This is a genomic window from Pirellulales bacterium (genome assembly GCA_036267355.1).
Lineage (GTDB): Bacteria > Planctomycetota > Planctomycetia > Pirellulales > DATAWG01 > DATAWG01.
In genome coordinates, this window is the sequence record DATAWG010000025.1 from 22,138 (window position 1) to 48,473 (window position 26,336).

Annotated in this window: 17 protein-coding genes; 4 read left to right on the forward strand and 13 right to left on the reverse strand. The window is 62.0% G+C overall.

What is annotated here, in order from left to right; genetic code table 11:
- Nucleotides 1–778 precede the first annotated feature (778 nt).
- Entirely contained in the window at nucleotides 779–2,035 is a 1,257-nt protein-coding gene (locus VHX65_03905; GenBank protein HEX3997677.1) for a DUF5005 domain-containing protein, read from the reverse strand.
- Between the two features lie 257 nt (nucleotides 2,036–2,292).
- Between VHX65_03905 and VHX65_03910 the strand changes: the two genes are divergently transcribed.
- A complete protein-coding gene (locus VHX65_03910; protein HEX3997678.1) occupies nucleotides 2,293–3,057 on the forward strand; it encodes a hypothetical protein in 765 nt (254 codons plus the stop codon).
- Between the two features lie 169 nt (nucleotides 3,058–3,226).
- On the opposite strand, the gene VHX65_03915 is transcribed toward VHX65_03910, so the two are convergent.
- Nucleotides 3,227–4,327, reverse strand: coding sequence for a hypothetical protein (locus tag VHX65_03915; protein ID HEX3997679.1), 1,101 nt, complete (start codon nucleotides 4,325–4,327; stop codon nucleotides 3,227–3,229).
- A 121-nt stretch (nucleotides 4,328–4,448) separates the two neighbouring features.
- Nucleotides 4,449–5,093 carry a sigma-70 family RNA polymerase sigma factor gene (locus VHX65_03920; protein ID HEX3997680.1) on the reverse strand — a complete coding sequence of 215 codons (645 nt, stop codon included), beginning with the start codon at nucleotides 5,091–5,093 and terminating at the stop codon, nucleotides 4,449–4,451.
- A 395-nt stretch (nucleotides 5,094–5,488) separates the two neighbouring features.
- Here VHX65_03920 and acs point away from each other — a divergent pair, with 395 nt between their 5' ends.
- On the forward strand, nucleotides 5,489–7,444 hold the full coding sequence (gene acs, locus VHX65_03925; GenBank protein ID HEX3997681.1) for an acetate--CoA ligase: 1,956 nt from the start codon (nucleotides 5,489–5,491) through the stop codon (nucleotides 7,442–7,444).
- 521 nt (nucleotides 7,445–7,965) lie between these two features.
- Here acs and VHX65_03930 read toward each other — a convergent pair.
- Both VHX65_03930 and cysK read right to left on the reverse strand, forming a co-directional pair.
- Complete coding sequence (locus VHX65_03930) at nucleotides 7,966–8,331, reverse strand: hypothetical protein (protein HEX3997682.1); 366 nt, start codon at nucleotides 8,329–8,331, stop codon at nucleotides 7,966–7,968.
- A 449-nt stretch (nucleotides 8,332–8,780) separates the two neighbouring features.
- Nucleotides 8,781–9,746, reverse strand: coding sequence for a cysteine synthase A (cysK, locus tag VHX65_03935; GenBank protein HEX3997683.1), 966 nt, complete (start codon nucleotides 9,744–9,746; stop codon nucleotides 8,781–8,783).
- A 326-nt stretch (nucleotides 9,747–10,072) separates the two neighbouring features.
- On the opposite strand from cysK, the gene VHX65_03940 reads away from it, so the two are divergent.
- Both VHX65_03940 and VHX65_03945 read left to right on the forward strand, forming a co-directional pair.
- The gene (locus VHX65_03940; protein ID HEX3997684.1) at nucleotides 10,073–11,137 is read left to right on the forward strand and encodes a class I fructose-bisphosphate aldolase; all 1,065 of its coding nucleotides are present in this window, start codon (nucleotides 10,073–10,075) and stop codon (nucleotides 11,135–11,137) included.
- A gap of 269 nt (nucleotides 11,138–11,406) precedes the next feature.
- Nucleotides 11,407–11,667 (forward strand): hypothetical protein, encoded by a 261-nt coding sequence (locus tag VHX65_03945; protein HEX3997685.1) that lies wholly within the window; start codon nucleotides 11,407–11,409, stop codon nucleotides 11,665–11,667.
- Nucleotides 11,668–11,967: 300 nt separating this feature from the next.
- On the opposite strand, the gene VHX65_03950 is transcribed toward VHX65_03945, so the two are convergent.
- The 8 genes from VHX65_03950 to VHX65_03985 form a co-directional block, all read right to left on the reverse strand.
- Nucleotides 11,968–15,171, reverse strand: a complete 3,204-nt coding sequence (locus VHX65_03950) for a c-type cytochrome domain-containing protein (protein HEX3997686.1) — start codon at nucleotides 15,169–15,171, stop codon at nucleotides 11,968–11,970.
- 245 nt (nucleotides 15,172–15,416) lie between these two features.
- On the reverse strand, nucleotides 15,417–16,760 hold the full coding sequence (locus tag VHX65_03955) for a DUF1501 domain-containing protein (protein HEX3997687.1): 1,344 nt from the start codon (nucleotides 16,758–16,760) through the stop codon (nucleotides 15,417–15,419).
- A gap of 316 nt (nucleotides 16,761–17,076) precedes the next feature.
- Nucleotides 17,077–19,350 carry a DUF1549 domain-containing protein gene (locus VHX65_03960; protein ID HEX3997688.1) on the reverse strand — a complete coding sequence of 758 codons (2,274 nt, stop codon included), beginning with the start codon at nucleotides 19,348–19,350 and terminating at the stop codon, nucleotides 17,077–17,079.
- 266 nt (nucleotides 19,351–19,616) lie between these two features.
- Nucleotides 19,617–22,334: a hypothetical protein gene (locus VHX65_03965; GenBank protein ID HEX3997689.1), complete on the reverse strand. Its 2,718-nt coding sequence runs from the start codon at nucleotides 22,332–22,334 to the stop codon at nucleotides 19,617–19,619.
- A gap of 148 nt (nucleotides 22,335–22,482) precedes the next feature.
- The gene (locus VHX65_03970) at nucleotides 22,483–22,827 is read right to left on the reverse strand and encodes a histidine triad nucleotide-binding protein (GenBank protein HEX3997690.1); all 345 of its coding nucleotides are present in this window, start codon (nucleotides 22,825–22,827) and stop codon (nucleotides 22,483–22,485) included.
- 156 nt (nucleotides 22,828–22,983) lie between these two features.
- Nucleotides 22,984–24,069 (reverse strand): DUF1571 domain-containing protein, encoded by a 1,086-nt coding sequence (locus tag VHX65_03975; protein ID HEX3997691.1) that lies wholly within the window; start codon nucleotides 24,067–24,069, stop codon nucleotides 22,984–22,986.
- 248 nt (nucleotides 24,070–24,317) lie between these two features.
- Nucleotides 24,318–25,010 (reverse strand): hypothetical protein, encoded by a 693-nt coding sequence (locus VHX65_03980; protein ID HEX3997692.1) that lies wholly within the window; start codon nucleotides 25,008–25,010, stop codon nucleotides 24,318–24,320.
- A gap of 145 nt (nucleotides 25,011–25,155) precedes the next feature.
- Complete coding sequence (locus tag VHX65_03985; GenBank protein HEX3997693.1) at nucleotides 25,156–25,719, reverse strand: RNA polymerase sigma factor; 564 nt, start codon at nucleotides 25,717–25,719, stop codon at nucleotides 25,156–25,158.
- Nucleotides 25,720–26,336 lie beyond the last annotated feature (617 nt).

The following is a 26,336-nucleotide window of genomic DNA, read 5'->3' on the forward strand; positions in this document are numbered from 1 at the left end:
TAGAAGGCGAGATTCTGTCGTCGGAAGCTCGTTGGAATCCGCCCCCTTGATGCCGCGATCGATTTCCAGACCGGGGGGTAGCGGGTTTGGGGGCCAGCTCGCCAGCGTCGAGCGGCGAAAACCGATCTCTGGCCCCTCAAAAAACCGCCCTTGACCGGTCGCAGGGATTTCCATATTCTCCCGCCACGAATTGCGTCATGGAGCAGGGCAAACCGCTTCCGGCGCAGATGCGAAACACGAGCGTCCACACGGTGGATGGGCCTGCATGGGGAACTGCTTCAGGCGGTTCCTGCGGCCCGCCGAAGCACTGTCGGCGGCAAGGATGCGTGCCGCAGGCTTCGAATATTAGAGGCAGGGGGCAAAAGCAGCACGGGGAGCCACGGGAACAGAGAAGCGACTCGGCAGGGTGCGATTTCCTGCCGCTCGACATTCTTCCTTCCGCTCGCCGCATGAGATCAGTTCCAAAGACCTTTTCTTGAGGGCGACCGGCAAGCTTCGCGGACCGAACGCAATCGATGGTTCGCGCGACAATTCAACGAGCGTCCAATCGCTCCCGGAAACGGATGGTGTCCTTTGCCCCCCTGGGACCCGGCCTTTCCGGGGGCCTTTTTTTGCGCTCTCGGGGCTCATTATCCTTCTTGATCGTGGATGATTTCTCTTCCGATGCGCCTGTGAATCGCGAGTTGACCACTAATGCTGCGGGTTCGCTATGCGGCAGCGTGTCATCACGCGCGGCTTCGCCGCCTGGCAACAGCGATGATCCTTCAGCGATGATCCTTCAGCGACGATCTTTCAGCGGCGAAAAGATGTCGGCCAGCGGCACGCGAATGAAGCGTGGGCGGTAGATGCTCGCGTCGCCGACCATGGCTGCGAAATCCGTCGAGTTCACCAGATAGGTGATCAGCAAAGCGTCGCGGCCCGACAAGCAAAAGTGCCCCTTGGCTGCATATTCGAAATACACGCGGTTGCGCTCCAACTCGGGCACCGAATAAACCGCCTTCCGTTCGCTCCACGGTCCTTCCGGCCGATCGGCCGTGCGCGCGAAGATCTTTCGGCCCAAGGGCGATTCGCTATACACCATGATCCAAGCTGGTCGCTGGCCGGGCGAAGATTCTTTTCCGCTGGGCAATCGCTCGACCGACAGCTCCGGGGCAACGCCTTCGGCCACGGGTGCCGCGTCGGCTGCGGCGGCCGACCATTTTCCGCCGCCGGCGTAGAATTGCCACGCGTCGAACTGCGAGGGCGCATCGATTTTCGCGCGGGCCAAAAGCAATTGCCGATTGAGTGGCGAATCGATCCGCACGCCGTAGATATAGAACCATCCGCCGCTCGCGCTTTCACCGTTCGGTTGGTTGAGGCACGCCGCCACGCCCCAGCTTATTTCCCGCTTACGGAGCTTTTGGTTTGCGGCAGCCTGCCCCTCGTCGGCCGCGACGGCGAAGGGAATATCGAATTGCCGCACTTGCCATTTCTCGACCGGGTCGGCAATGTTGTCGACCGTCGCCATCGTGCTGCCGAGGCTTTTGAATCCCCAGATTCCGCCCTTGCCTTCCTGTTTGCCGATGTGAAACAGAAAGATCACGAGCCGCGGCCGACCTCCCGGCCCGGGCACGACGCATCCGCCGCCGGCGGGCCAGTACCAGCCATTTGGTTTTTTCTTGTCTGCGGGCGGAGCGATCCAAGCCTTGAGATCTTTCATCCCGCCTTGCCAGTAGAAGCGGATATCGGCTTTCGCTCCCGGCTGCTCGGCTTGGATCGCGATCGCATTGTTGACCATCCGCGACCCGCTGGCATGCCGGCCGTGGGCAACAGTTCCGATCCAGCTATCGCCGAATAGCCATAGCACCCGGCCGTCGCCTAGATCGACGGTGCCGGCGACATCGCCGCCGGTCCAGCCGCTGGCGCGCGTGAATGCCGCATCCCAAGCGGCATCGGGCGTCGCCGGAAACCGATTGTCGTCGGCCGCCAACGAGGCGGTAGCGACCGAGATTGCCAGCGCTGTTGCCAACAGCATGATGATGCGATTCGGGCTCAACGTGCGAATCTCGGGGCGTCTCGTTATCCGTTAGCTTCCAAGCCGGATTATAGCATCGCCCACGCCGCGCGATTCGCGGCTAGCCGCACCGAGCCGCCTGGCGATCGGGGGGCGTTTGACCTTGACCGGGCCGGGGCTTTGCGGTTGAATTCGCCCCCTTGAAATGGCAGTCGCATGCCGCTGGCAAACCATCGCTGCCGGCGCTGGCGAAGCGATCGGTGGAATAAACGGCTTTACCGCTCCTTGGAGGCATCCGAATGGCGACGATCAATGCCCAAAGCGTCCGCACCTACGTTCTCGAGCATCTGTTGGAATCGCTCGAGCGAACGCCATCGCACGACGAGCCGTTTTCGCATTTCTACGTGGAAAACGTGTTTCCCGACGATGTCTACGTCCAGATGATGGACGACTTTCCGGCCCCCGATCGCTACAAACCGCTCGATGCCAGCAAATATCACAACGACAAGGGGATCAGCACCCGCGACGTGTTTTCGTTCACGCCGGAAAATCTGGCCGACTTGCCGCTGCACAAGCGCGAACTGTGGAGCGCCGTCGCCGACGCCATGCACGCCCCCGAAGTGAAGCAGGTCGTGTTCCGCAAGCTGGCCACCGATCTCTCGGCCCGCTTTGGCATGCCCAAGAACGAAGTGGAAAACATCACGTCGTACAGCAAACCGTCGCTGTTCCGCGATCTCGACGGTTATGAAATCGCCCCGCATCCGGATGGCCGGGCAAAAATCGTCACGATGCAACTCTACTTGCCGCGCGACCGCAGCCAACTGGAGCTCGGCACGGCCCTCTATCGCCGCCGCTTCCATTCGCCGGCCGGTGTGTATTCCTGGCACGGCCGATTCGAGAAGGTGAAGCAATTCGTGTTCGCCCCGAACACCGGCTACGCGTTCGCCGTGTCGAATTCATGGAGCAAGAAAAGCTGGCACGGCCGCGAATCTCTCCCCGCCGGCTGCGGCGCCCGCAACACGCTGTTGAATATCTTCTTCGCGAGCAATGACCGCACGTACTAGCGAAGCGGGGGCCAGAGGCCATAGGTCAGAGGTCGGGGGGGCCACGGGCCAGCATACGCGGCGGATGATCGGTGCGGCGCGGCCGCTCGCTTGTGGTTTCGCGCGTCGTGCTTCCGGCTGCCGTGCTTGCCACCCACTGTGCCGGTCCTCGCGTAAGCGGCGCAGCCTGCTAGGGAGAAACATCGCTTCGGACGACCACCGCGTCGTTGATGTGGCAGCCGGCGGCGGCTTTGCCTTCGTCGTTGGTGAAGATATCGTCGGTCGAGCCAATCAGCCGGCACGATTTCAAGAACACGACCTGCCCGTCTTCCAAGAGCACATTGTGGCCGTTGCCGGCGTGGTTCGGGCTGGAAGCACAATCTTCCGACGGCATATCAGCCACGAGGGCGAACGAATCGCGATAGAGATTTCGCGTCGGCCGATAGACGCCCGATTCCCGATAGCCGAGCGCGTAGCCATAGCTGCCGCCCATTTGGCGGCGGAGTTGAACCATTTCGTCGGGGGTGGCCGCCTCAAGCTCCGCGAGTGTCGGAATCCGCAGCGACGGATCGTCGGCAATCGCCGACGCCGGGCAGACGAAAACGCGGGGATCGGTTACGTAGCCGGCTCCTAAAAGCGTGGGAGCATAAATCCCGCCGGCCGCGAGTGTCCCGCTTTCGGCCACGCGCGGGAAAAAGCCATTTTGATGTTCGCTGTATTGAGTCAATGCCACGCCGATCTCACGCTGATTGTTGGCGCACGCGGTGATGCGGGCCTTCGAGAGACTGGCGTTAACCATCGGCAAAACCAATGTCGCCAGCGCCAAGCATACGGATAAAGCCACGGCGAAATCAACGAAACGCCAGGCCGCGGCACCCGATGCAAGCGGCTCGCGGGCACCATTGCTTCGGCGTGCGACGCTGCGGCGGGAAGCCCGCCCGCGCCAACTCGGGCCGCTTGCCAATTCAACGCGCGGCGATTCCGCGCTCTCGATGAGGTCGCGTTGCTGAGCGATGAACTGCAAGGTCCGATCGGCCAGGCCCGGCGATGGGCTGTCCCACTCGGCGGTTTCGAAATCGGCGGAGATGGGATCGGGGATGTGTTGCGGATCATCAAGATCGGTGCAGCCGAAATCGGCGTTTTGAATCTCTTCCAACTGGCGGCGAACGCGGCGCAGCTCATTTCGCAGCGAAGGATCCTGCCCCAGCGCTTGCTCGACGGCGTGCCGCTCGTCGGGCTCCAGAGCGCCGGCGAGATAGCCCAATAGATCGGGTTGGTTCGGATCGATCATTTTCGAGAACCGCCTCCACCGCCACATCGCAAATCTCCGGCCGACGCGACCCGATTCACATGGCATGTCTTTCACGCCGCCAGCCTCGCGAACGCTTCGGGCTCGTGGTTCGCCGTTGCGGTCAAGTTTCGTCCCGCGAATGCTCTTGCGATTCCGTAAGTTTTTCCACGGCGGCGTGCAACCGGCTTTTGACCGTCCCGACGGGAATGCCCAACGTCTCGGCCGCCTCCCGATATTTCAGCCCTTGGTAGCAAACCAGCAGCACGACTTTTCGCAGCGCCTCGGGCAACCGCCGAACGGCTCCACGGGTCCATTGCCGCTGCTCCTGGTGGAGCAAATTGCTATCCGCATCCGGCTCTCGGCTCACGAGCGCATCGGCCAGCGAGCCGGTTTCGCCGCCATCGGCCAGGTTTCCCCGCCGGTCGAGGCTCGGCAATCGATGCCGCCGATTGCGGCGCTGGGCATCGATGGCTTGGTTCGTGGCAACGGTATAAAGCCAGGGCCGGAATTTTCGCCCTTCCTCAAACTGGCCGCACTTCAAATGAACTTGGAGAAACGTGGCCTGAAAGGCGTCTTCGGCCATCGCGGCATCGGTCAAATAACGCCGCAAATAGCTATACAACTCTCGCTCGTAGCGATGCACCAACTCCTCAAAGGCCGCCGAATCGCCCGCCGTCCGATAGACCAGCAGCAATTGCTCATCGCTCCTGGCCGATCGGGCCAGAGATGCAATTGCCACGCGATCGGGTTCGGAGGCAAGGCTCATAAGCAATACGTAATGGCCAGGAACGCGGTTCGGCCGGCGAAGCGAATCCGGGGGCCGCAAACCCATTATACAGGCCACAGGCTTAAGGCTACAGACTGCCGGTACGCGCAAGCGGACGCCGGCGTTCTTCCTGTGGCCTCAAGCCTTCAGCCTTCCCGCTGTTTGACACTTCCATCGACGCGGATTTAGAATCGGCCCGGAATTTCACCTAAGGCTCGGCCGAAAAATAACTTCTCCACAGCCCCCCTGCGGGAGAGGGGCAGGGTGAACGGTTCGAAAAGCGGTTATTTTTCGGCCGAGCCTTAGTGCCTTACAGCCTACACGCCGACGGCGCCGGTCCGCTTGCGCGCACCTGTAGCCTCAAGCCTGTAGCCTTTTCTTCAGGGGGATTTGCAATGGCAGAGCAGCCGGGCGGAAGCGTCGATTCCGTGATGCAAGAAGGACGGCTTTTTCCGCCGTCGGCCGAATTCGCCGCCAAGGCCCATATCGGTTCCTTGGCCAACTACGAACGCATGTGGGACGAGGCGGCCGCCGATATCGAAGCGTTTTGGAAACGCCAAGCCGCCGAACTCCATTGGTTCAAGCCCTTCGGCAAAGTGCTCGAATGGAACGAACCGTTCGCCAAATGGTTTGTCGGCGGGCAAACGAACGCTTCCTATAACTGCCTCGACGCCCATCTCGGCACCCCGACGCAAAACAAAGCCGCGCTGATCTGGGAAGGCGAGCCAGGCGAAGAACGCACGCTTACCTACCAACAGCTCCACCGCGAAGTATGCAAATTCGCCAACGTGCTCAAGAAGCTCGGCATCGCCGAGGGCGATGTCGTGTCAATCTATATGCCGATGGTGCCCGAACTGGCGATCGCCATGCTGGCATGCGCACGGATCGGAGCGATCCACTCCGTGATCTTCGGCGGATTCTCCAGCGAAGCGATCGCCGATCGGAACAACGACGCCCAGGCGAAACTCGTCATCACGGCCGATGCCGGCTGGCGGCGCGGGCAGCAAGTGCCCCTGAAGCGCAATGTCGACGAAGCGCTCGCGAAATCGCCGACGGTGACGAACTGCGTCGTGCTGCGGCGCACCGGCGCGCCGGTGCATATGCAAGAAGGGCGCGATCATTGGTGGCACGATCTGATGAGCGAGGCCGATCCGCATTGCGAGGCGGCCCGTCTCGATAGCGAAGCGCCCCTGTTCATCCTCTACACCAGCGGATCGACCGGCAAGCCGAAGGGAATCAAGCACACCACCGCCGGCTATAACCTGTTTGCCAAAAAAACATTTCAATGGGTGTTCGATCATCGCGATGAAGACGTGTTTTGGTGTACGGCCGATTGCGGCTGGGTGACCGGGCATAGCTACGTCGTTTACGGCCCGCTTACGGCCGGGGCGACGGTGCTGATGTATGAAGGAGCCCCGAACTGGCCCGACGAAGGGCGGTTCTGGCGGCTGATCGAAAAATATCGCGTCAGCATTTTTTACACCGCCCCGACGGCCATTCGCTCGTTCGTCAAATGGGGCGATCATTGGGTCGACGCTTGCGACTTGTCGAGCCTGCGCGTGCTCGGCACGGTCGGCGAAGGGATCAATCCGGAAGCGTGGATGTGGTATCACCGCAAGATCGGCGGGCAGCGCTGCCCGATCGTCGACACTTGGTGGCAAACCGAAACCGGCGGCATCATGATGAGCCCGCTGCCGGGAGCAATTCCCACCAAGCCCGGCAGTTGCACCAAGCCACTGCCGGGCGTGGTGCCCGCGATCGTCGATTCGGCCGGCAAACCCGTTGAGCGAGGGCACGGCGGTTGGCTTGTGATCACGAAGCCATGGCCTGGCATGCTGCGCGGCATTTGGGGCGACGATGCCCGCTACAGGGAAACCTATTGGAGCAAGGTGCCGCACATGTATCTGGCCGGCGACGCCTGCCGGCAAGATGCCGACGGCTATTACTGGATCATGGGCCGGATCGACGACGTGCTGAATGTGGCCGGGCATCGGCTGAGCACGATTGAAATCGAGAGCGCGCTGGTGAGCCATCCGGCGGTGGCCGAGGCCGCGGCAGTGGGCCGGCCGCACGAGGTGAAGGGCGAGGCCGTGGCGGTGTTTGTCGTGCTCAAGGCCGATCGTCCGAGCGAAGAACTGCGCGACGAGCTGAAGCGGCACGTGCGGAAGGAGATCGGCGCATTGGCCCAGCCCGACGACATTCGCTTCACCAACGCGTTGCCGAAAACGCGCAGCGGCAAGATCATGCGCCGCCTCTTGCGCGACATCGCCAGCGGCAAAGAAACCATCGGCGACACGACGACGCTCGAGGATTACAGCATCCTCGCAAAGCTGCGGACGGATGAGGAATAGACCGACGCACTTCGCACAAACGAAATGGTTGGCTGGGTACGCGCGGCGAGTGTATTCACGAGGGGACGCAAGATGGCGGATGGTAATACTTACACGTGCTATCGGGGCAAAACATACGACCTGACGACTCTCCAGCCGGACGAGCGCCAAGTCGTCGCAAGGCTGCGAGATTTTGCCGCAAGCGGTGCCACTTGGATCGACTACCACAACTTTACATGCCGGAGGTCGCCAAGTTCGGCTAGAGCCGTGGGATGACACGCCGCGAAACCACAAAAACCGCTGCCTGGCGAATTGCACAAGACATAGGTGGTCGAACGATGGTGGCGACCGGGATGGCCCAATGGGACGAAGAACCGGGGAGAATGAGACGGCTCATCGAAGCGAGATATGGGACGATCGAAGCATTCTGCGAAGCGTACAACATGGATGAGGAATCGATCGGACGATTATTGTCGCCGGAATAAGGACGTGCGCTGCCCGCCGGGGTCCGCAGACCCAACCAACGCGATGCAAGCTCCGGCTCATTTCCCCGATGCGCGCGAGTTTGCGAACACGAGCTGGAGCGATTTCCACCGTTCTAGCTCATCGGCAGACGCGCCGTTGGGTGGGTTATCGACCGCGTACGAAACGAATTCGGCGGCACGCGCCGCCACCGGCGTGACAATTCTGTTTAACGGCCACGGCCGGCTCGTCGGCGTGTGACGAAGCCTCCAGTACGTGAGATGGGCGATGTCCTTGTCGAGGCGATCTCGGTCGTCCTGCGACACGTCAACATGACGTGGCTCGAACCCGAAGTCGAAACAATAAACGTCTCGCTCCCTGCGGCGGGCGCCGCGCTCATGCTCGAAAAAATCCAATAGCAGCCGAGCGTGCAACTGCATCGCCAAGTATACCGATTCCTTAATGTGAGGATCATCTTGGTCGTGCTTTGGCACGACGCATGCCTGCTAAATCTCGTACCGAACGTGGTACATGATCGTTGCAACGTCATCGGTGGACGGCGAGAACAACGTTGCCGTCTTGATCGTCTGGGCCGCTTGTGCCCTCTCGCCCATCGTCCTGCCCTCCTAATCTTGGCGTACGCGCGCGTCGCCCAATCGATAACCATACCGAAGCAATCGCCTGAATGGACACCAATGAGGAACAGTCGGTTCGCGGTAGCGCGTCGCGGCATGCGCACTAGACCAGCTTTGTCGAAACGGATCGTCAGCAAAAGGCGCAGGGCGCGACGGCGATAACCCGACGAGCACAGTCGACGGAATAGCAATTCGCCAGCGGTGCGTTGATCGGGGTTCGTGAACTACCAATCGGCGCTGCGTGTCGCGGAGCCAGCGATTCACTCCGGATAGAGCTTCGTCGACAAATAGCGTTCGCCCAAGTCGGGCAGCACGACGACGATCAGTTTGCCGCGGTTTTCGTGGCGCTTGGCCACTTCGATCGCGGCCCATGCCGCGGCGCCGCTGCTGATGCCGCACATCAGGCCTTCGAGCTTCGCCAGCTTGCGGGTCGTTTCCGCCGCGTCTTCATCCTGCACCAAGACGACATCATCAATGATGCCGACGTTCAGCACATCGGGAATGAAGCCGGCCCCGAGACCTTGAATCGTGTGCCGCCCCGGCTTCAGCGGCTCGCCGCGGCGCTTCTGCGAAATCACCGGGCTGTTGGCCGGCTCGACGGCGATCATCTTCACGCCCGGCTTGCGCTTCTTGAGCACTTCGCCGCAGCCCGTGATCGTTCCCCCCGTGCCCACGCCGCTGACGACGATATCGACTTGCCCTTCCGTATCGCGCCAGATTTCCTCGGCCGTCGTCTTGCGATGAATTTCCGGATTGGCCGGGTTCTTGAACTGCTGCGGCTGGAAATAATTCTTGTTCGCCGCACACAGTTCGTCGGCCTTGCGGATCGCTCCGGGCATTCCTTCGGCGGCCGGAGTGAGAATCAATTCCGCCCCCAGCGCCTTGAGCATCCGCCGGCGCTCGAGGCTCATGCTCTCGGGCATGGTGACCATCAGCTTGTAGCCGCGGGCGGCGCACACGAATGCCAAGCCGATGCCGGTGTTGCCGCTGGTGGGCTCGATGACGATCGTATCGCCGTTGATCTTGCCGTCGCGCTCGGCCGCGTCGATCATCGCCACGCCGATTCGATCCTTGACGCTCCACATCGGGTTGGCGCTTTCGACTTTGGCCACCACGGTCGCCACGCACCCTTCGGTCACGCGCCGCAATCGAACGAGCGGCGTATTGCCCATGCACTGCGTATTGTCGTCGTGAATTCCGACTGGGGAAGCGGTTTCAGTGGCCATGATGTGGGATTTCCTCGATAACGGGTGGGGCGAGACAGATCAAGCAGACCTGTGAATTCGCCGAATTATAAGCCGCTTTCGGAGAAAGGGTCAACCGCGAGGGACGAAGTCGGGCGGACCGCGAGGACACGCGCGAAACCGCAAGCGAGTTGCGAGCCGCTGCATTTGCGTTTGCGTTCGATGATTTCAGAGTCAGCCGTCGCATTTGTGAGTTTTTCCATCTGCGAAAGGGCAACGGGTATTCGGCCGAGGTCGAAGGCTTATAATGGCGGGCGCCGTAGTTGAGCCGATCGAGCCAAGCACGACTTTGAAACAAGGAGCCCGTCATGAGCGATTGGATCATCAAACTCTTGGGCGACGAAGGGGCGAACCTGTTGGAACATCGCTGCCGCACCGTCGCCAAAGAACAGCTCGTGCTGCCGGGGCCGGATTTCGTCGATCGCGTGTTCGTCGGTAGCGATCGGAACGCCCGCGTCGTGGGGAATTTCGCCTGGATCCATCGCCACGGCCGCCTCGCCGGAACGGGATACGTGTCGATCCTGCCGGTCGATCAAGGCATCGAGCATTCGGCGGGAGCGTCATTCGCGCCGAATCCGGAATATTTCGATCCGGAGAATATCGTGCGGCTGGCAATCGAAGGGGGCTGCAACGCCGTGGCATCGACGTTCGGAGTGTTGGGGATCTGCGCCCGCAAGTTTGCCCACAAGATTCCGTTTATCGTCAAAATCAACCACAACGAACTGCTGACCTATCCAAACAAGTTCGAGCAGATCATGTTCGGCGAGGTGGACCGAGCATTCGACATGGGCGCGGCCGCGGTGGGCGCGACGATCTATTTCGGCTCGGAAGATGCCGATCGCCAGATCGTCGAAGTGGCCCAGGCATTCACCCGCGCCCACGAACTGGGCATGGCCACGATTCTGTGGTGCTATTTGCGCAATAAGGCGTTCAAGAAAGACAAGGATTATCATCTCTCCGCCGATCTGACCGGGCAGGCCAACCACCTCGGCTGCACGATCCAGGCCGACATCATCAAGCAAAAACTGCCGGAGAACAACGGCGGCTATCTGGCCTTGAATGCCGGCGGCGTGAGCTATGGAAAATACGACGAACGCATGTATTCGCAACTATCGTCCGACAACCCCATCGATCTGACGCGCTATCAGGTCTTGAATTGCTATATGGGCCGGTGCGGGCTGATCAATTCGGGTGGGGCCTCGGGCAAACACGATCTGGCCGAAGCCGTACGCACGGCAGTGATCAACAAGCGCGCGGGGGGCACCGGCCTGATCAGCGGCCGAAAGGCCTTTCAACGGCCGATGAAGGATGGCGTCGAGCTATTGAACAAGGTTCAAGACGTTTATCTCGATTCAAGCGTTTCGGTCGCTTGAGCCGATCATGCTGAAAACTCGGCCAAAGAACGGCTTTCTTGGCCGAAAAAATCGGCTTTTACCCGGTTGCGAGTGGGTTGTCGCAAAGCTACGATAGGGTGGCTTTCGTTGCTGGCAGCGCCCGCCGGCAGCGAACGGGCAGAATCGCCGGCAATTCAGTCGGCTTCTCCGCCAGATTTAAAAATGCCATCGCGACTATGTTTTGCGCCGACAGTCGGAATGGTTCCGGTCTGGAGGCGGTATCCCACCCTTTATTGGAAGGACCTATCATGAAGCGCCTGCTTGCGTTCGTCGTCATTGCGTCGCTGGGTGTTGTCACCGTCGGTTGCGACAGTGGCAAGACCGAAAAGAAGGCTGAGACCAGCACCTCGACCTCCGGCCCGAACGGCACTGCCGAGCACAAGACCACCACCGAAACCACCGTCAAGCCGGAAAACAACGGTGGATCGACCAAGGAAACGACGACCAAGGAAACCACCAAGACGCCGGGCGACAAGACCGAAACGACCACCCCTTCGACCAACAAGTAAGCTCCGCTTCCGGTCGGTTGCAAACCGATCGCACGGGTCACGTAGCGAAACCAGAAGGCCGCCCGGCAACGGGCGGCCTTTTTTTGTACGGCCACGGCCTGAAAGGCCGATTCTGTCGGCCCAGGCCGAAGCCGCGCAAACGGCGGAGGCCTGGGTCGCTGAACGGTTCGATGCGGCGACCCTGTAAGGACCGCTCAACGGGCGACGCGGATTGTGAACGGCCCGTCAGAGCCGGGTAACATGTTGCATCCCGTTCCCAGGGCTGCGCCGCTCGCGCGGCTCCGCCCTGGGCTGGCGGTCTTATCTCCGGACGGCGGAGGAGAAAATTGCCGCAGAGGGAATTGTCGCTGGGTTGCCGGTGGGCTCGAGCAACAGAACTGGGTAGCCGGTTTCGCCGTTCCAAATGTGCAAGATGCCGTCGTGGCCGCCGCCGAGGATCAGCTTGCCGTCGCTGGTGGCGGCGGCGGCGTGCATGAACGAGGCGCCCTCCTTGAATGCCCGCACATCGCGGTCGCTCGAGGTGCGGTGGATTCGCACGGTGTGGTCGCCCGAGCTGGTGAGGATATGGTCGGTGTTGCCAATGAAAGAGATCGAGGTGATTTCGCCTTTGTAGTCGCCGAGCAGATAGCTGTCGCCGCGCATCGTTCGCACCGCGGCGCCGGTGTCGAAATTCCAGACCTTGACGGCGCGATCGGCCCCGGCGGTGGCCAGCAGATGGCCCGCGGGATGCCAGGCGACGGCCAACACGTGGCTCGAATGCCCCTCGAACGTGCGCACAAGCGAGCCGTCGGCAACGCGGAAAACGCGCAGCAATCGATCGGCGGCGGCGACGGCCAGATATTGCCCGTCGGGCGAAAACCGCACGCCGAAAATCGTGTCGCGGGCCGCCGCAGGAATTTCGCGCATCAGCTTGCCATCGGCAACGTTCCAGAGCTTCAACTGTCCGGAACGGGCAGCGAGCCCGCCGCCGGTAGCCAGCAGTTTGCCGTCGGGACTGAAATCGAGCGACAACACCCGATCGACCAACTGCGACGGATCGTCTTCGCTGCCGATCGTGCGCTCGAGCCGCCAGTTGCCGGGCATGCGCCACACGCGCAGTTTTTGATTCGACGGCGAGCCGGTTTTATGTTCGCCTGCGGCGGAGATTGTCCTGAGCGTCGCTACGGCAGCCGGCGCTGCAGTCAGATTGCCATCGGCGGCAAATACCAGCGCGCCTATTCCATCGCTTTGCGAGCCCAAAATCTCGATCACCATACCGTTCGACGCGTCGCACAGCCGGATCGCGCCGTCGTCGCCGGCGATGGCGACGAAGCGGCGATCGGGCGAAAATGCGGCGGCTCGCAGCGGTCGTTGGCTCTTTGCCGCTTCGACGAGCTTGTTGCGGTCTGCCTGTCGTTGCTTTGCGGTCGACTCGGCTTGAGAAACGGCTTGTTGGGCGAGGGGCACCGCCGCTTTGGCCCGATCGGCGACGGTGGTGGCGGTGGCGATGAAACTGATTCTGCCTTGCAGCGTGTTTTTGGCTTCTTGGAGTTCGCGCTCGGGCTGCTTGGCTCGATCGGCCGCATCGCCAGCGGCCTGTTTTGTCCGTTCTTTGTTCTGCTCGGCGTCGCGGAATGCAGCCGTGCTCGGCGCGAGCGCCGCGTCGGCGGTACGCTTCGCGGCCTCGGCATCGGCGAGCGATTTCTCGGCCGTTTGCCGGGCGGCGGCGAGATCTTTGTTGTTCTTGTCTTTGTCGGCGGCTTGCCGGGCCTGTTCGAGCGCCTTTCGCAACGGCTCGATTTTCTGGCCGGCCTGCTCGGCGGCGGTTCGAGCCGCGGTCATTTTGTCGCTGGCGGTTTTGAACTCGGCGGCAGTTTCCGTGGCCTTGGCTTCCGCGGCAGCGCGGGCGGCGATGGCCTTTTCAGCCGGCGCGGTCTTGTCGACAACCGCTTTTTCGTCGGCCGTTTTCGCTTTCTTTGCCTCCTCGAGAGCCGTCGTTTCGCGCTTGACTGTTTCCTCGGCCTCACGCAACTCTTCCTTGCGATATTCGATCGAGGCTTGGGCGTAGTTCCAAGCGCCGTCGGCCCGAGCGATCGCCCGCGACACAAGCGGGCTTTCTTTCATGTCGGCGATCAATTTGCCATCGTCGGCGTCCCAGAGCCGTGCGTTGCCATTCGCGGCGGTCGAGAGAATCCGTCGGCCATCGGCGCTGGCTGCGACCGCGGTTGCCGGGGCGCCTTGATCGAGATCGCGGAGCGATCCACCGGTCGCGGGATCCCATATTCGCACATGCCCGTCTTCACTGGCCGAGAGCAATCGCTCGGCTTTTCCCCCAGCCAGGATCGCGAGCGCCGTGATCGGCTTCGAGTGTGCTTTCAGCTCGCGAAGCGGCGGCGGGGGCTTGTTGCCTGCGGGCGGCTTGAGAATGGTCGCCAAATCCCAAATGCGGATCACGTTGTCGGCATCGCCGCTGGCAATCCGATTACCGCTGGAAAGGAGAGCGATCGCGCGAATTTCGGCGGGCGCCGATTGCCTGGCGATCTGGTTGCCGCTGGCGACTTCCCAGATGCGGATCGTCTTATCGAGTCCGCCTGAATAGAGTCGCGTGCCGTCTTGCGAGAACACGAGCGCGGTCACCGCCGCATCGTGTTTCCCGGCCAGCGGTTTTCGAGATTGCTTGCCGGATCGATCGAGCAATTCGATCGTGCCGCTTTGCGTGCCGATCGCGAGCAGCGAACCAGCGGGGCTTGCGGCAATCGATCGCACCGAGTCCGGTGCGACGATTTCTTGATCGAGCGAGCCATGCGGCCGGCGCCAGAGTTTCACCGTGCGAAAGCCGCCGGACGCCAATACGTCGCCGTCTTTGCTAAAGGTCAGCGAGCGAATCAGGTCGTCGTGCGCGGCCGAGCGGCCGCGGGCAACGAGCGCCGGATCAACCAATTCATCGGCCAAGCGCGGGCCGTGCAGGTTGTAGATGTCGAGCTTGTCGCCCCGGCTGCATGCGGCGTAGTCGTCGTCGGCGGCGATTGCCAACGCCATGATCGGATGCGCGGCCGCCGGAGGCGCGGTGCGTTGCACCGCCCGGGCGATCGATCCCACCGAGCCTTGTGCTCCCTGATCGATCCAGGCCTTGATCAGCCCGAGCTGCTGGGGAGCGAGCGCGACGGCGGCCACTTTGTTGTCGACCGGCGGCATGATCGGCTCGCGCTCGTGCGCCGCCATTTGCAGCAGCAGGCTTTTGGCGCTTTGGCCCGGTATGACGGCGGGCCCATGATCGCCCCCTTTGCGAATGGCCTCGGGAGTTTCGAGAATCAGATCGTTTTCCGCATCCGGCGACTTGTGGCATGCCAGGCAATTCTTGGCCAGCAGCGGAAGAATTTCCGTTTCGAAATTGATCGGCTGCGTGCGCCGCAACTCGGCGACGGGAATCTTCTGCGCAGCGATGGCGGCCGGTTTGGGAGATGGCTTCGTTGCCGGTTCGGCGGCGAAAACTGCCGTGGCTTGCACCACGATGGCAGCGATCATGCCGGCAATACCGAAACGAACCCCGCGAAAACGCATTGCGATGCTCGACGTGCCCGTAACGTAGCAGGCACACTCCGTGTGCCGTCCGCCCTTGCTTGACGCCGCCGATTCTTCGAGAGCGCTGCCACTTGGCGACGGAAGATCGCAGACGATCAATTGGCTTGCGACGCGTCCCCGATGGCCAGCCGCAATAGCACCGCCGACGGCACACGGAGTGTGCCTGCTACGTTGACGCCGAATCCCGCTCACAAAATCTCCTGGATCGGAGAGCCGTAGTTGAGAATTTCGACGGGCCGATGGGCTTCGTTGCAGAACGTCTTGTGCGTGTTGATGCCGAGTTGATGGTAGACCGTGGCCAGCACGTCTTGCACGCTGATCGGGCGCACTCGAGGCGACTCGGCCAGCGCGTCGCTTTCGCCGAGAACGATTCCCTGCTTGAGGCCGCCGCCGCAAAGCACGGTCGAATAAACCATCGGCCAATGGTCGCGGCCGGCGTCTTTGTTGATCTTCGGCGTGCGGCCGAATTCGCCGCCGATGATCAAAAGCGTCGTGTCGAGCATGCCGCGGCTATCGAGATCTTCGATCAGCGTGGCGAGCGATTGATCCCAGGGCGGAAGGAGCGCGCGATGAGCGGTGAAATTGTCTTTGTGCGAATCCCAGGCCCCTTCGACGCGCACCGTGACAAACCTTGCTCCCGCTTCGACGAGCCGGCGGGCGAGCAACATGCTCTGAGCGGTCGAGCTTTGAGCGCCGTAGCGCTCGCGAAGCGCCGCCGGCTCCTTGTTCAAATCGAAGGCCTGACGAATTTCCGGGCTGCCGACCAGTTCCATCGCACGGCGGGAAAAGTTGTCCATCCCCGCAAGCGCGCCCGATGCATCGGCTTCGCGGCGAAAATCGTCGAACCGCCGGAGCATGGATTGCCGCCGGGCAAGCCGGCTGGAATCGACGCCGTCGGGCAGGGCCATATTTCGTACGCGGAACCCGCTCGATTGCGGATAGCCAAACGTTTGAAACGGATTGTATTCGACGCCCAAATAGGCGGCGTTGGAGCTGTCGATGGCCGTCATCGTGGCGATATAGGGCGGCATGCCGTTGGCCCGCGGACCGAGTTCTTTGGCCACGATGCTGCCGACGCTGGGAAACTCGTTGCCCGGGGCATTCTTGGTCGGTTTGTAGCCGGTGAGCACGGTGTGAACGCCCTGGCTGTGCTCGGTCGAATCGTGATAGACCGACCGCAAAATGGCCAGCTTGTGGCACAGCTTCGCCAGCCGCGGCATGTATTCGCCGACCTGATAGCCGGGAATACTGGTCGAAATGCCCTTGAATTCGCCGCGGTATTCGATCGGCGCGTTGGGCTTCATGTCCCATGTTTCCAGATGGCTCGGGCCACCTTGTTGGAAAAGCAGGATCACGCTGCGCTTTTCAGCGGCGGCCGAACCGGAACCGGCGGCGAGCGCTTCTTGCCGCAACAAATTCACCAGCGCGATGCCGCCGATCGCGACCGCTCCTCGCCGCATGAAGCCGCGCCGCGAGATCGACTGGGGAACGGCGCCGACATGCGGGGCAGCGATGATGGGGTTCAGAAACATGGCGAATCTCCTGGCGGAGCATGAAAGTGCGGGATGGTTATTATGCCAAAAATGGCGAGTTGCTGGGCTTACACTTCCTTGCTTGCGCTGCGGGCTAGTGCCGCGTCGGTTCAAAGATTTGGGATCGTGGGTCGGTAGTGAGGCGGCAAATCGCTTTGACCATCGCAAAATCCAGCGTTGAAGCAGCACTAGTAGCGGGGCGCCCTCGCTTACGCTTCGGGCTTGTGTCCTTGTTAGCGCTGCGGGCTCGTATTTCCTACACAAGCCCGAAGCGTTAGCGAGGAAGCGACTCCAATTGGCGGTGCGATCCGGCATTTTAGTGATCGAACAAAAACTCCTTCGAGTTGAGGAGCGTCCACAGCAAATCCTCGACGACGGGTTGCTTCTGCTTCGCACCATCGACGAGCGCCACGGCATCGTGCAATTCGTCGGCCGATGGCGGCCGGCAAACCGTCAGCAAATACAGATCCCCCACGATCTCGGCCGACGATTTCTGTTCCTTGAGCAATCGGGCCACCGTTCCTTGCGGACTGGCAATCGCCGATTCCAATTCCGGCGCGAACATCATATACAGCACTTGCGATAGGTTCGGCTTGAGGTGCGTTTCGCAAACGCAGGGCGTATCGCGCCGCGATCGGCCGAAGATGTCGAGAAAATCGTTCGGCTCCGCTTCGGTCGGCAATTGGATGGCCCGTTTCACGTCGGGAAATTCGCGAAATTTCGTCGGCACTCCCGTGGCCGTGTCGATCGCGTCCATCAGCACTTGCGGCGACAGCCGCACTGGGTAGTGCCGGGCGTAGTTTTCCTTGTCCATCGCGTTCGCCGGCGTCGGCTCCGGGCTGAGCCCATACACGGCCGACTTCATCACGTTTTTCATCAACAATTTCAGATCGAAGCCATGCCGGCGCAAATCGTCGGCCAGCGCATCCAGCAGGGCCGGGTTCGTCGGCGGATTGGTGGCGCGAAGATCGTCGACCGCCTCGACCAGACCGCGATTCATGTAGTGGGCCCAAATACGGTTGGCGATTGCCCGGGCGAAATACGGGTTTTCCTTGGCGACCATCCAATCGACGAGTTTTTGTCGCGGATCTTGGCCTTTGACAAATGCACAATCGGCGCCGCCGAACGGCTTGGGGGTCGTCGTCTTGCCGGTGCGCGGGTTGGTGACCGAGCCATCGTCTTTCAGCCCGACCGTTTTCACCGGGCCATAGCCCATCGCATCGACCTTGGCGAAATAGGCCGCAAACTGCCAGTAGTCGTTTTGCGAGATTCGCTCGAACGGATGATTGTGGCAATGGGCGCAGGCCACGCGCAGGCCGAGAAACACTTGCGCCGTGTCTTCGACCCGATTTTGCGTCGTGTTGAGTTGTCGATACCAATCCATTTGCGGATGGTTTTCGATCTTTCCGCTGACGGCGATCAACTCGCGAGCAAACTTGTCGAACGGCATGTTCTTGGCAAACGCGTCGCGCAGCCAATCTTCGAACTTACGGCTATCGGCCTTGTGGCTACCGTCGACTTGCTTGTTGCGCAAGATGTCGCCCCATTGCTGCGACCAATAGATCGCATATTCGGGCCGCTCGAGCAGGCGATCGATCAATCGGTCGCGCTTGTCGGGCGATGCGTCGGCCAGAAAGTCGCGGGTTTCCTTCGGCGTCGGCAGCGTGCCGATCGCGTCCAGATATGCCCGCCGCAGAAACACGGCGTCGGTGGCCTGCGGACTGGGCGCCAGCCCGAGCTTGCGCCATTTTTCGAGCACGAGCCCGTCGATATAGTTTTTCGGCTGGAAGGCGGCGGCAGACACGTCGGGCGGTTTGTCGGCATACGGCACCGTCATCCGCGACACGGCCACGATCCCCAGATAGCGGACCATCACCGCCGCGTCCCCCCTTTCACCGAGCGAGCGAACCAGGCCCTCGAACGAAACACTCAGATTCGCCGGCCGAAGGCTGAAATACTCGGCCAAGGCCGATGCATCGCGGGTGCTGCCGTCGCTATAGCGGGCGACGACTTTCAGTTGTAGGCTTTCGCCGGGCGCGAGGATTTTCTCCGCCGGCTCGACCGCGATCGACGCAAGCTGCGGCGCGCGATCGTCGCCCCAGGGCGTGCCGGCGGCGATCCATAGGCGAAGCTGCCGATAGGCGGCCGAATCGGCATCGAACCGCACTCCGCCACCATGCGGCACTTTGCCCGTCGGCTTCAGCAACATCAGCGATTCGTCGGGAGCGGTCCAAGAAATCCGCCGGCCGTCCCCTTCGTCGACCAGCGCGGAATAATCGGCCGGTGGATCGAAGCCGAACAGCGACAGTTTAAAACCATTCTGCCCGCTGCCGCGACCGTGGCATCCGCCGCTATTGCAGCCGTACTTGGTCAGCACCGGCACAATGTCGTTGACGAAGTTCAGATTCTGGCCCGCTGGTGCCGGCGAACCGGCAGCGACAGCGGGAGCCTGTTCAGCTTTCGGGGCCGCATGGGCCGGCTCTGTTCCGGTTGCCACCAGCCAGAGCAAGACGAGCGGGATGGCCGCGAGCGCGGCGCGAAGGCGCGGCAGCGCCCGGATTTGAAAGTAGAAGCAATTGAATCGCGCCATCGCTGGCACCGCGCCAAGGTGGGACGTGCGGGAACCAAGCCGATCAGCCATCCCGGGGCCAGGCAGGAAACGGCCCGGGCGGCCTTTTTTACACGATCCTAAATATATCGGCTCGCCGCCATAAACGCAAACCGGGGGGAAGCAGGGGTCAGGGGCCGGGGGTCAGAGGCCAGCGAGAAACGGGGCGGATACAAAGCGCCGCTCGTGCGATCGTCGGCTTCTGTTCTCTGGCCCCTGTTCTCTGGCCCCTGCTGGCCCGTCTGCCTTCAATCCTGCGACGGGTTTGGCGGGGGTGGGAGTGTGGCGGGGGGTTTGGGTGTCGGGGCGATTGGCGACGGCACTTCGTTTGGAAGCGGTTTTGCCGGCGGCTCAAGGCCTCGGGATGCGTCGGATTCGAGCGGCATATCTGGAGTCTTTGCAGCCGTCGCTTGGGCCTTGCTGGGGGGCGAGCCCTTCGGGACGATCAGCCCTTCTTTCAACTGCTCGCGCCAACGGCGAACCGGCTGGGCTCGATTGGCGGCCGTCGCTTCGGGGCGATAATCAAACGTTTTGCCCACGATCTTTTGCAAGTTGTAAAAACTCAGCACACGAAAATCGAGGCTATCGTTGTCCAAATCGTCGACCAACACCGGGGCCGCGCCGGATTGCAACTGATCTTTGTTGTAGCCCCACAGCAGCCGATACAGATCGTCGCCATCCTTGCCGCGCTGCTTTTCGAACGTCGCCCGAACCTTCCCCGCCGTCACTGGGCCGCGGGCCAAAGCGGCTTGCAGCGATTCGATCTCCACCGGCCACACGGCCCGCTGATCGGGATCGTTCAGCAGCGACGCGAAGGGGTCGAATTCATCGATCAGGGCCATCGAGCGCGCGGCGAGCGAACGGTTTTCCGCGCGGCGATGCTCGACCAGCTCTTTCAGCCCGACCGTGACCGACGTTTTGCTGTCCAATGTTTCGTTCATCACCTGCGATGCGCGGCTATCGAGCGGATTGATCGGATCGCTGACAAACCAATGGGGCAATTCACGGTCGCTGCCGGAAAAGTCGGCGCTGCTGCCGGCGAGCAGGATCCGGGCCGGCGCGGTGAGCTTTCCGCCATTCGGCAGCGACAACGGCTGGTTGGCCGGCGCGACGGCGCGCGCCGCCCCCGCCGCTCCCATTACGCCCGTCCAATCGATCTGGCCGGCGGTCGCATACAGCGCCACGGCCAGCTTGGGCAAACCGGTTTGCGGGTCGGTGCCGGGCACGAGAATATGCCGCATTTCGAGGGCCGCGGTGGCGTCGGGATCGAAGAACGTGAGCGTGCCGGCGGTGTCGCCGAGGATGAGTTTCAATCGCACGTCCGGCTTGCCGGGGGTGGACAAAATAAGCCGGCCATAATTTACGCCCACGACCGGCACTCCATCGGCATCGTAGCCGCTGAGGTCGATCATGGTTTCCGGCAAGAGTTGAATGGTCACGCCGGCGGAGAGCGTGATGGTTGGCCGAAAGGTCGGTAGCGCAAGCAACCGATCTTTGACGCCCAGCGTCATGCCGGGGCTAACGCGTTGCCATTCGGTTTGGCCCGCCGGTAGGCGCAACAATAGTTCTTGTTCGGACACCATTCGGCCGAGACGCTCGGAGAGGGGGCCGAATGTGGGGGCGGGCTTGGCATTCGCCGGATTCGCTGGAAGAGGGGCACCGCCGGGGGGTGCTGCGGTGCCGGCTATTTCATTTCGCCGTCCTGCTGGCGGTCCAGGAGGAACAGGGGGTGGACCGCCCGTCGGCCCTGGCGCGACGGCTCCTGGAACATTTCCCGTCGGCCCTGCTGCGGGGCCGACTTCGATTGGCCCGCCGACCACCGCGTTTGCCGGGGCCGGCCCGATGACCGGGCCGGGGCCGGGCGGCGGACCGGCCGGCGGCGCTTGCGAACCCGGCGGCAATGCCGCATTCGTCCCGCCATTCGTTCCCGCGATCGGTGGCGGCAACGCGGGCAATTGCCCGGTCGCGGATGGTGAGGCCGAACCCGGAGGAAGCGATCCGCTGGCGGGATTTACCGGACTGCCATTCGCGCCTGCAACCGGATTCGCCGTTGACGCTCCCGCGGGCGAAATCGGTGGAGGCAGCGGCGGCAGCGACCCATTTCCGGCCGGATTGACGGTCGAGCCTGGCGCGACATTGCCGCCCGGAACAACAGCCGGCGGGACAGTATTTCCATTAATGGCGGGCCCGCCCTTGGCCGGCAGCGCTGGGTTATTGCCGTTAACTCCGTTCTTTGAATTGTCGTTTTGCGCAACATTCGCCGGCTTAAACCAGGGCAACCATTTGAGCGTCGGATTGTTGTCCCAGCCAAACATGGCCAGAGAGATTGCGGCAAGCAAGCACACCGCCAATAGCACCGTGATCGCGATCGGCCAGAAGCGAGAGCGGCGCGACGCACGCAAATACTCGGGCACCTCCGGCCGCTGGCGAGCCGGCACGACATGCGCATCGTGCCCCCCGTCCAACGCAATTGTTCCCGCTCCAGCCGCCGCGGCCGCCGCCAATTCGGGCGGCTCGATGTCGGTTCGAGGCGGAGGGGTGGTTTCGTCGTCATCCACCCCCGCAATGCCCGTTTCCTGGCTGCGAGCGGCAAGGTCGTACATTCGCCGCCGCAAAGCCGGATCGACTTCCGCCGGTTCGCCGAGCACGAGGCTCAAAATCTGATGACAGGCTGCCACCTCCGCCAAATGCACATTCGACTCGAGGCATACCCGTTCGAAATCGGGCACCCGTTCGCCCGACAGCACATTATCTAAATACTCGGCCACCGTGTTCGGATCGAGGCCCATGCCGCGGCCGGAGACTTTCGGCGCCCCCATGCGCATTTGCCGGGTGACATCGCGAATCCGATGCAACAGGTTCGTGGCGTATTCACTCTCCTCGATCTTCTGGCCGACATCCTGGTGGTCGGCCGGCTCGAGGATGTCGTCCATATACGCCAGCATCGTTCGTAGCGTCAGTCGCATCGAAAGCTCCAAGTACGGGAAATGCGTGCTATCGGTCCGCGGCAGGCAAAAAACCGCCGCTAAAGATAATAGTGGGCGCTCGCGGGGGCATCCGTACAAGAATCCACGCCGGCACGCCCGAGCGCCTGACGTGCCCCGGACATTCGCGTTATCCCGGCGGCCATTTCATTTGGCGGCCGCCGAGCAGGTGCAAATGCAGCTGGTCGACCGTTTGGCCGCCGTCGGGACCGCAATTGACGACGACGCGATAGCCGCCGTCGAGTTGAAATTTTCGTGCCAGTTCGCGCGCCACTAGCAGCAGATGCCCCATCAACTCGCGATCGGCATCGCCGACATCCGCCAGCGAAGCGATCGGCTGCTTGGGCACGAGCAGCACATGCAGCGGCGCCTGCGGCGCGATATCGCGAAATGCCAGGCAGCAATCGTCTTCGTAAACGATCTCGGCCGGAATTTCCCGATCAATAATCCGCGCGAAGATGTTCTTACCGGGCATGCTGATCCACTCGTGAGGATTGCCGTTCCATTGCGATAATTGATCTGGGCGCCATGCCCCAGGCTTTGCATGGCCATGTTCCCGAGCGCGACGCACATGCCCACTCAAGGCAACCGCAGGGCCGTGGGCATGGCGCCTAACAACCGGCGCTCCGTTTCATTTGTCGAAAAAGTGATACTTCGGATTGTGCGGATCGAAATCGGCATCGGTCAGGCCGACGTTCAGTTTCAGGTTGAGATACGTGTAGGCTTCGTCGAGCGGCGGCTCGTCGCCAGACTTCTTGGGCCACATGTAGGCTGCGTAGCGAATCGGCACATTCAATTCGTCATCGATATAGATCTGCGCCTTGTGGAACAAGAAAGTGCGGCGCTCGATTGGATGCACGACTTCGATCAACGTACACACGCGGGTGTTGACCTTGGCATTCTTGAAAAAGTGGACTTCGATTTCGCCGAAGCCTCGGTCGCGCCGGGCGATTTCCAGCAGCCGCTGGGTGAGGGGCATCAGGCCCAGGTCGGTAATCGGATAGCGATTGTCGTGCATGGCGATTGGACCGGTCGGCGGCAGCTTGAGCATGCCGAGGCTGCGAGTCCATCCGCTGCCGTTGCGCACCAAAAGGTCGCCATCGTTGGCCCCCGCCACGTAGAGCACCTCACGACCGCGGATGTCGTCGGGCTTCAGAAAATCGAGGAATACGCTGAACGGTTGCTGGCGAATCTTGGCGGCCATGAATTGCGGCTCGCCGAGATTGCCGTCCAGGCGTTCTTGCTTGACGATCACGCACGTATAGTCTTTGACATCTTTTTGCAGATGGGCCAGCACTTTTTCCGCCATCCCGATTGCCGCGTCGAGCGGATGCCTTCCGGGAGTGGCGGTAGCGGCCGCGGTGTTCGGCGCCGCGGGCGAGGTGCTCGATACCGCCGGCGATCGCCTCGTGGCGGATGGTTGAGGTTGGCCTGCTGCCGTGCCCGGCGGAGAATTTTTCCCCCAGCCTTCGGATGGTGGCCGTCCGGCGGGTGGGTTTTGAGAACCGGGCGATCGCAGTGGATTCTCGGGGGCCGCGCTGTTCGCCCCGTTGGCGGGCTCTTGGCCAGGCGCAGCCGCCCGAACCGCAACGACCACGGCGATGGCGACTCCGGCCAAGATCGCCGCGACGATTATGAACGGAGCAAAACCGGTCGCGCCGCGCCTCGGTCGTTCGTTGCGGCGACGTTTGAGGTAGCGCGGGTCGAATCCATTCATCGCAGAGTCTCCGCCTGTAATCCGTCGATGTCAACGGCCCGATCCGCTCCGAGCGGTTGTTGCAGACCCCGCGCCCGGCCGATGGTCGGCTCGGAATGCGTCGCCTGGGTTGGCCAACTGATAGCGATGGCTAACCCCATGCCCAATTTCTATCCGGCGGGCATCGAAAAGACAACGACCGGCACGCTCGCTCGCTTTAGGGCCGTTTGGTCGTCGAACATCGAAAGCCGACGGCGCGAAGCGCATGCCTAACGCTTATCGCCAATTTGCGTTTCGCCGGGCTGCTTATCGCCGAGTTGCTTGCGCAAGCTAGCGACTTCTTCTTGAAGGGATTGGATTCGTCGCTGCGATTCGATTTCGGTGGCGTCGCGGGCCATCAACTCGGCCTGCAACTTATGAATCACTTTTTCAAAACCGCTTACTTGCAATCGCAGCATTTCGATCTGATCCACGGGCGGATGCCGTTCGACAGCGACCGGCTCAATCCCCACTTCCGCGACGCCCTGTGTATGCCGGATTGCGGCTGGATCTGGCTCCGACGCATTCTTCGGCGAGCCATGCGTTGCGACCATCGCCGGCGGGACAGGCGGAGCTGACGCTTCGTGCGAGCTCGGGCTCCGTTTGAGATCCACGGTTGCAGATGCAGTGATTGGAGCCGTGGTTATTGAAGGCGCGGTCGACCGCGACGATTCATGGCGCCGTTCGACCTGCCAAACCAAAAGCGCCAGTCCCGCCACGCCGACCGCCGTGCTCTGCCACAACCATCGCCGCATCAAACGACGATCGCGAGCCGGCGATCCCTTGACGGTCGCATCGGGGGTTGAGCTGATTGCGGGCGCATAGCGCTCTGCAAGCGAATCGGCTTCGCCGCGCAAATGAGCTGCCAGTACCTGCATCTCGGCCGAAAGGCCTGATTCCTCGCCGGCACTTGAATCGTTCATCGTTGAATCGCTCATTGCAAAACCGCGCGGGGAAAGATCGTGGCTGGCGCGGACCCCATTTGAATCTTCCGGACCGCGCGGCGATATTATCGCGCGGTCGCGATTCTCGCCGGCCGGGTTGCCGGGCGAAAAAATCCGCGGCCTGTCAAAGGGCATGATTCAAATCCTCAGCCGGGTGGGCCGGTATGCTGATCCAATCTTGCTGTTGCCGATCCATCAACTCCCGCAATGCCGCCAAACCATTGAAAATCCGCGACTTGGCGGTCCCCAACGGGCAGGCAAGCGCCTGGGCAATTTCCTCGTACGATAATCGCTGGCCAAACCGCAGCACCAACGCGTGGCGTTGTGGGTCGGGCAGTTTGGCCACTTGGCCCCACAAGCCTTGCTTCCATTCGGCCACTTCCAGCGAAGTATCGGCCGCCGGAGCCGTTCGTGGATCGGCCGGCCGATCGTCCCACAACACGCGCAGTTTCCTCCGTCGCATGCCATGCCGCCGCCGCTCGCGCCGCTCCAGATTCAGTAGCACGCCGTATAGCCACGTGTAGAGCGTGCTCCTGCCCGCAAAACCGTTGGACTGCCGCGCCAGCACCAAAAATGTCTCTTGGGCCAGATCGTCGGCGTCCCATGGGTTGCCGGTGAGAATCAGCGCAGCACGGTGAATCCGGACAAAATACTGCTGGCTGGCCTGATGAACTTCCGCTGGCGACACGAGTTAACCCTCGTAACGGTGGATTCTGCTTTGCCGACTCTCCATTCTAATGGCCGGGATTGGAAAACGCTATCAACACCACAGAAGCCCCAGAAGCCTCTGCCGACGCAAAACAGCAGAACCGGCATTCGCAAGCTCCCCAGGATTAGTGACCCGGCCGAAGCGGAAAGTTCATGCTGCCGACCGGAAAGATAGGCCACGCAATGTCGCACGAGGACTTCGCAGACGAGAGAAGCGATCGAGGCCGCATTTGCTCCGTTGGCACCGGCGAATCCAAACCCCAACGGTGTTTCGCCCCCAAAGCGTTGGTTAGCCCGGCGTCGGCCATGTCCCGTCGAGAACCATGCGTGACCACTGCTGAAGCGAGATGGGTGACGGTGTTTGGCGGATCACTGGGCGAAACGAGAACTGCCCTCGACATGGCTGGCGGATGGAGTGCGGAGTCGATTCGCGCTCGTCTTGCCCGTGCAACGGCCGAATTCTAGACTTGTGCTTGTCGTCGGCCCGCCATTTCTGGCCGACCGCTTCCGCGAAGGGCTCGCGGTCTACGTAGCGCGCCGCTCCGCGGCGGATGGCGCGGGCGAGCGGCGTCGCGAATCCCACTAGACGAGAGAATC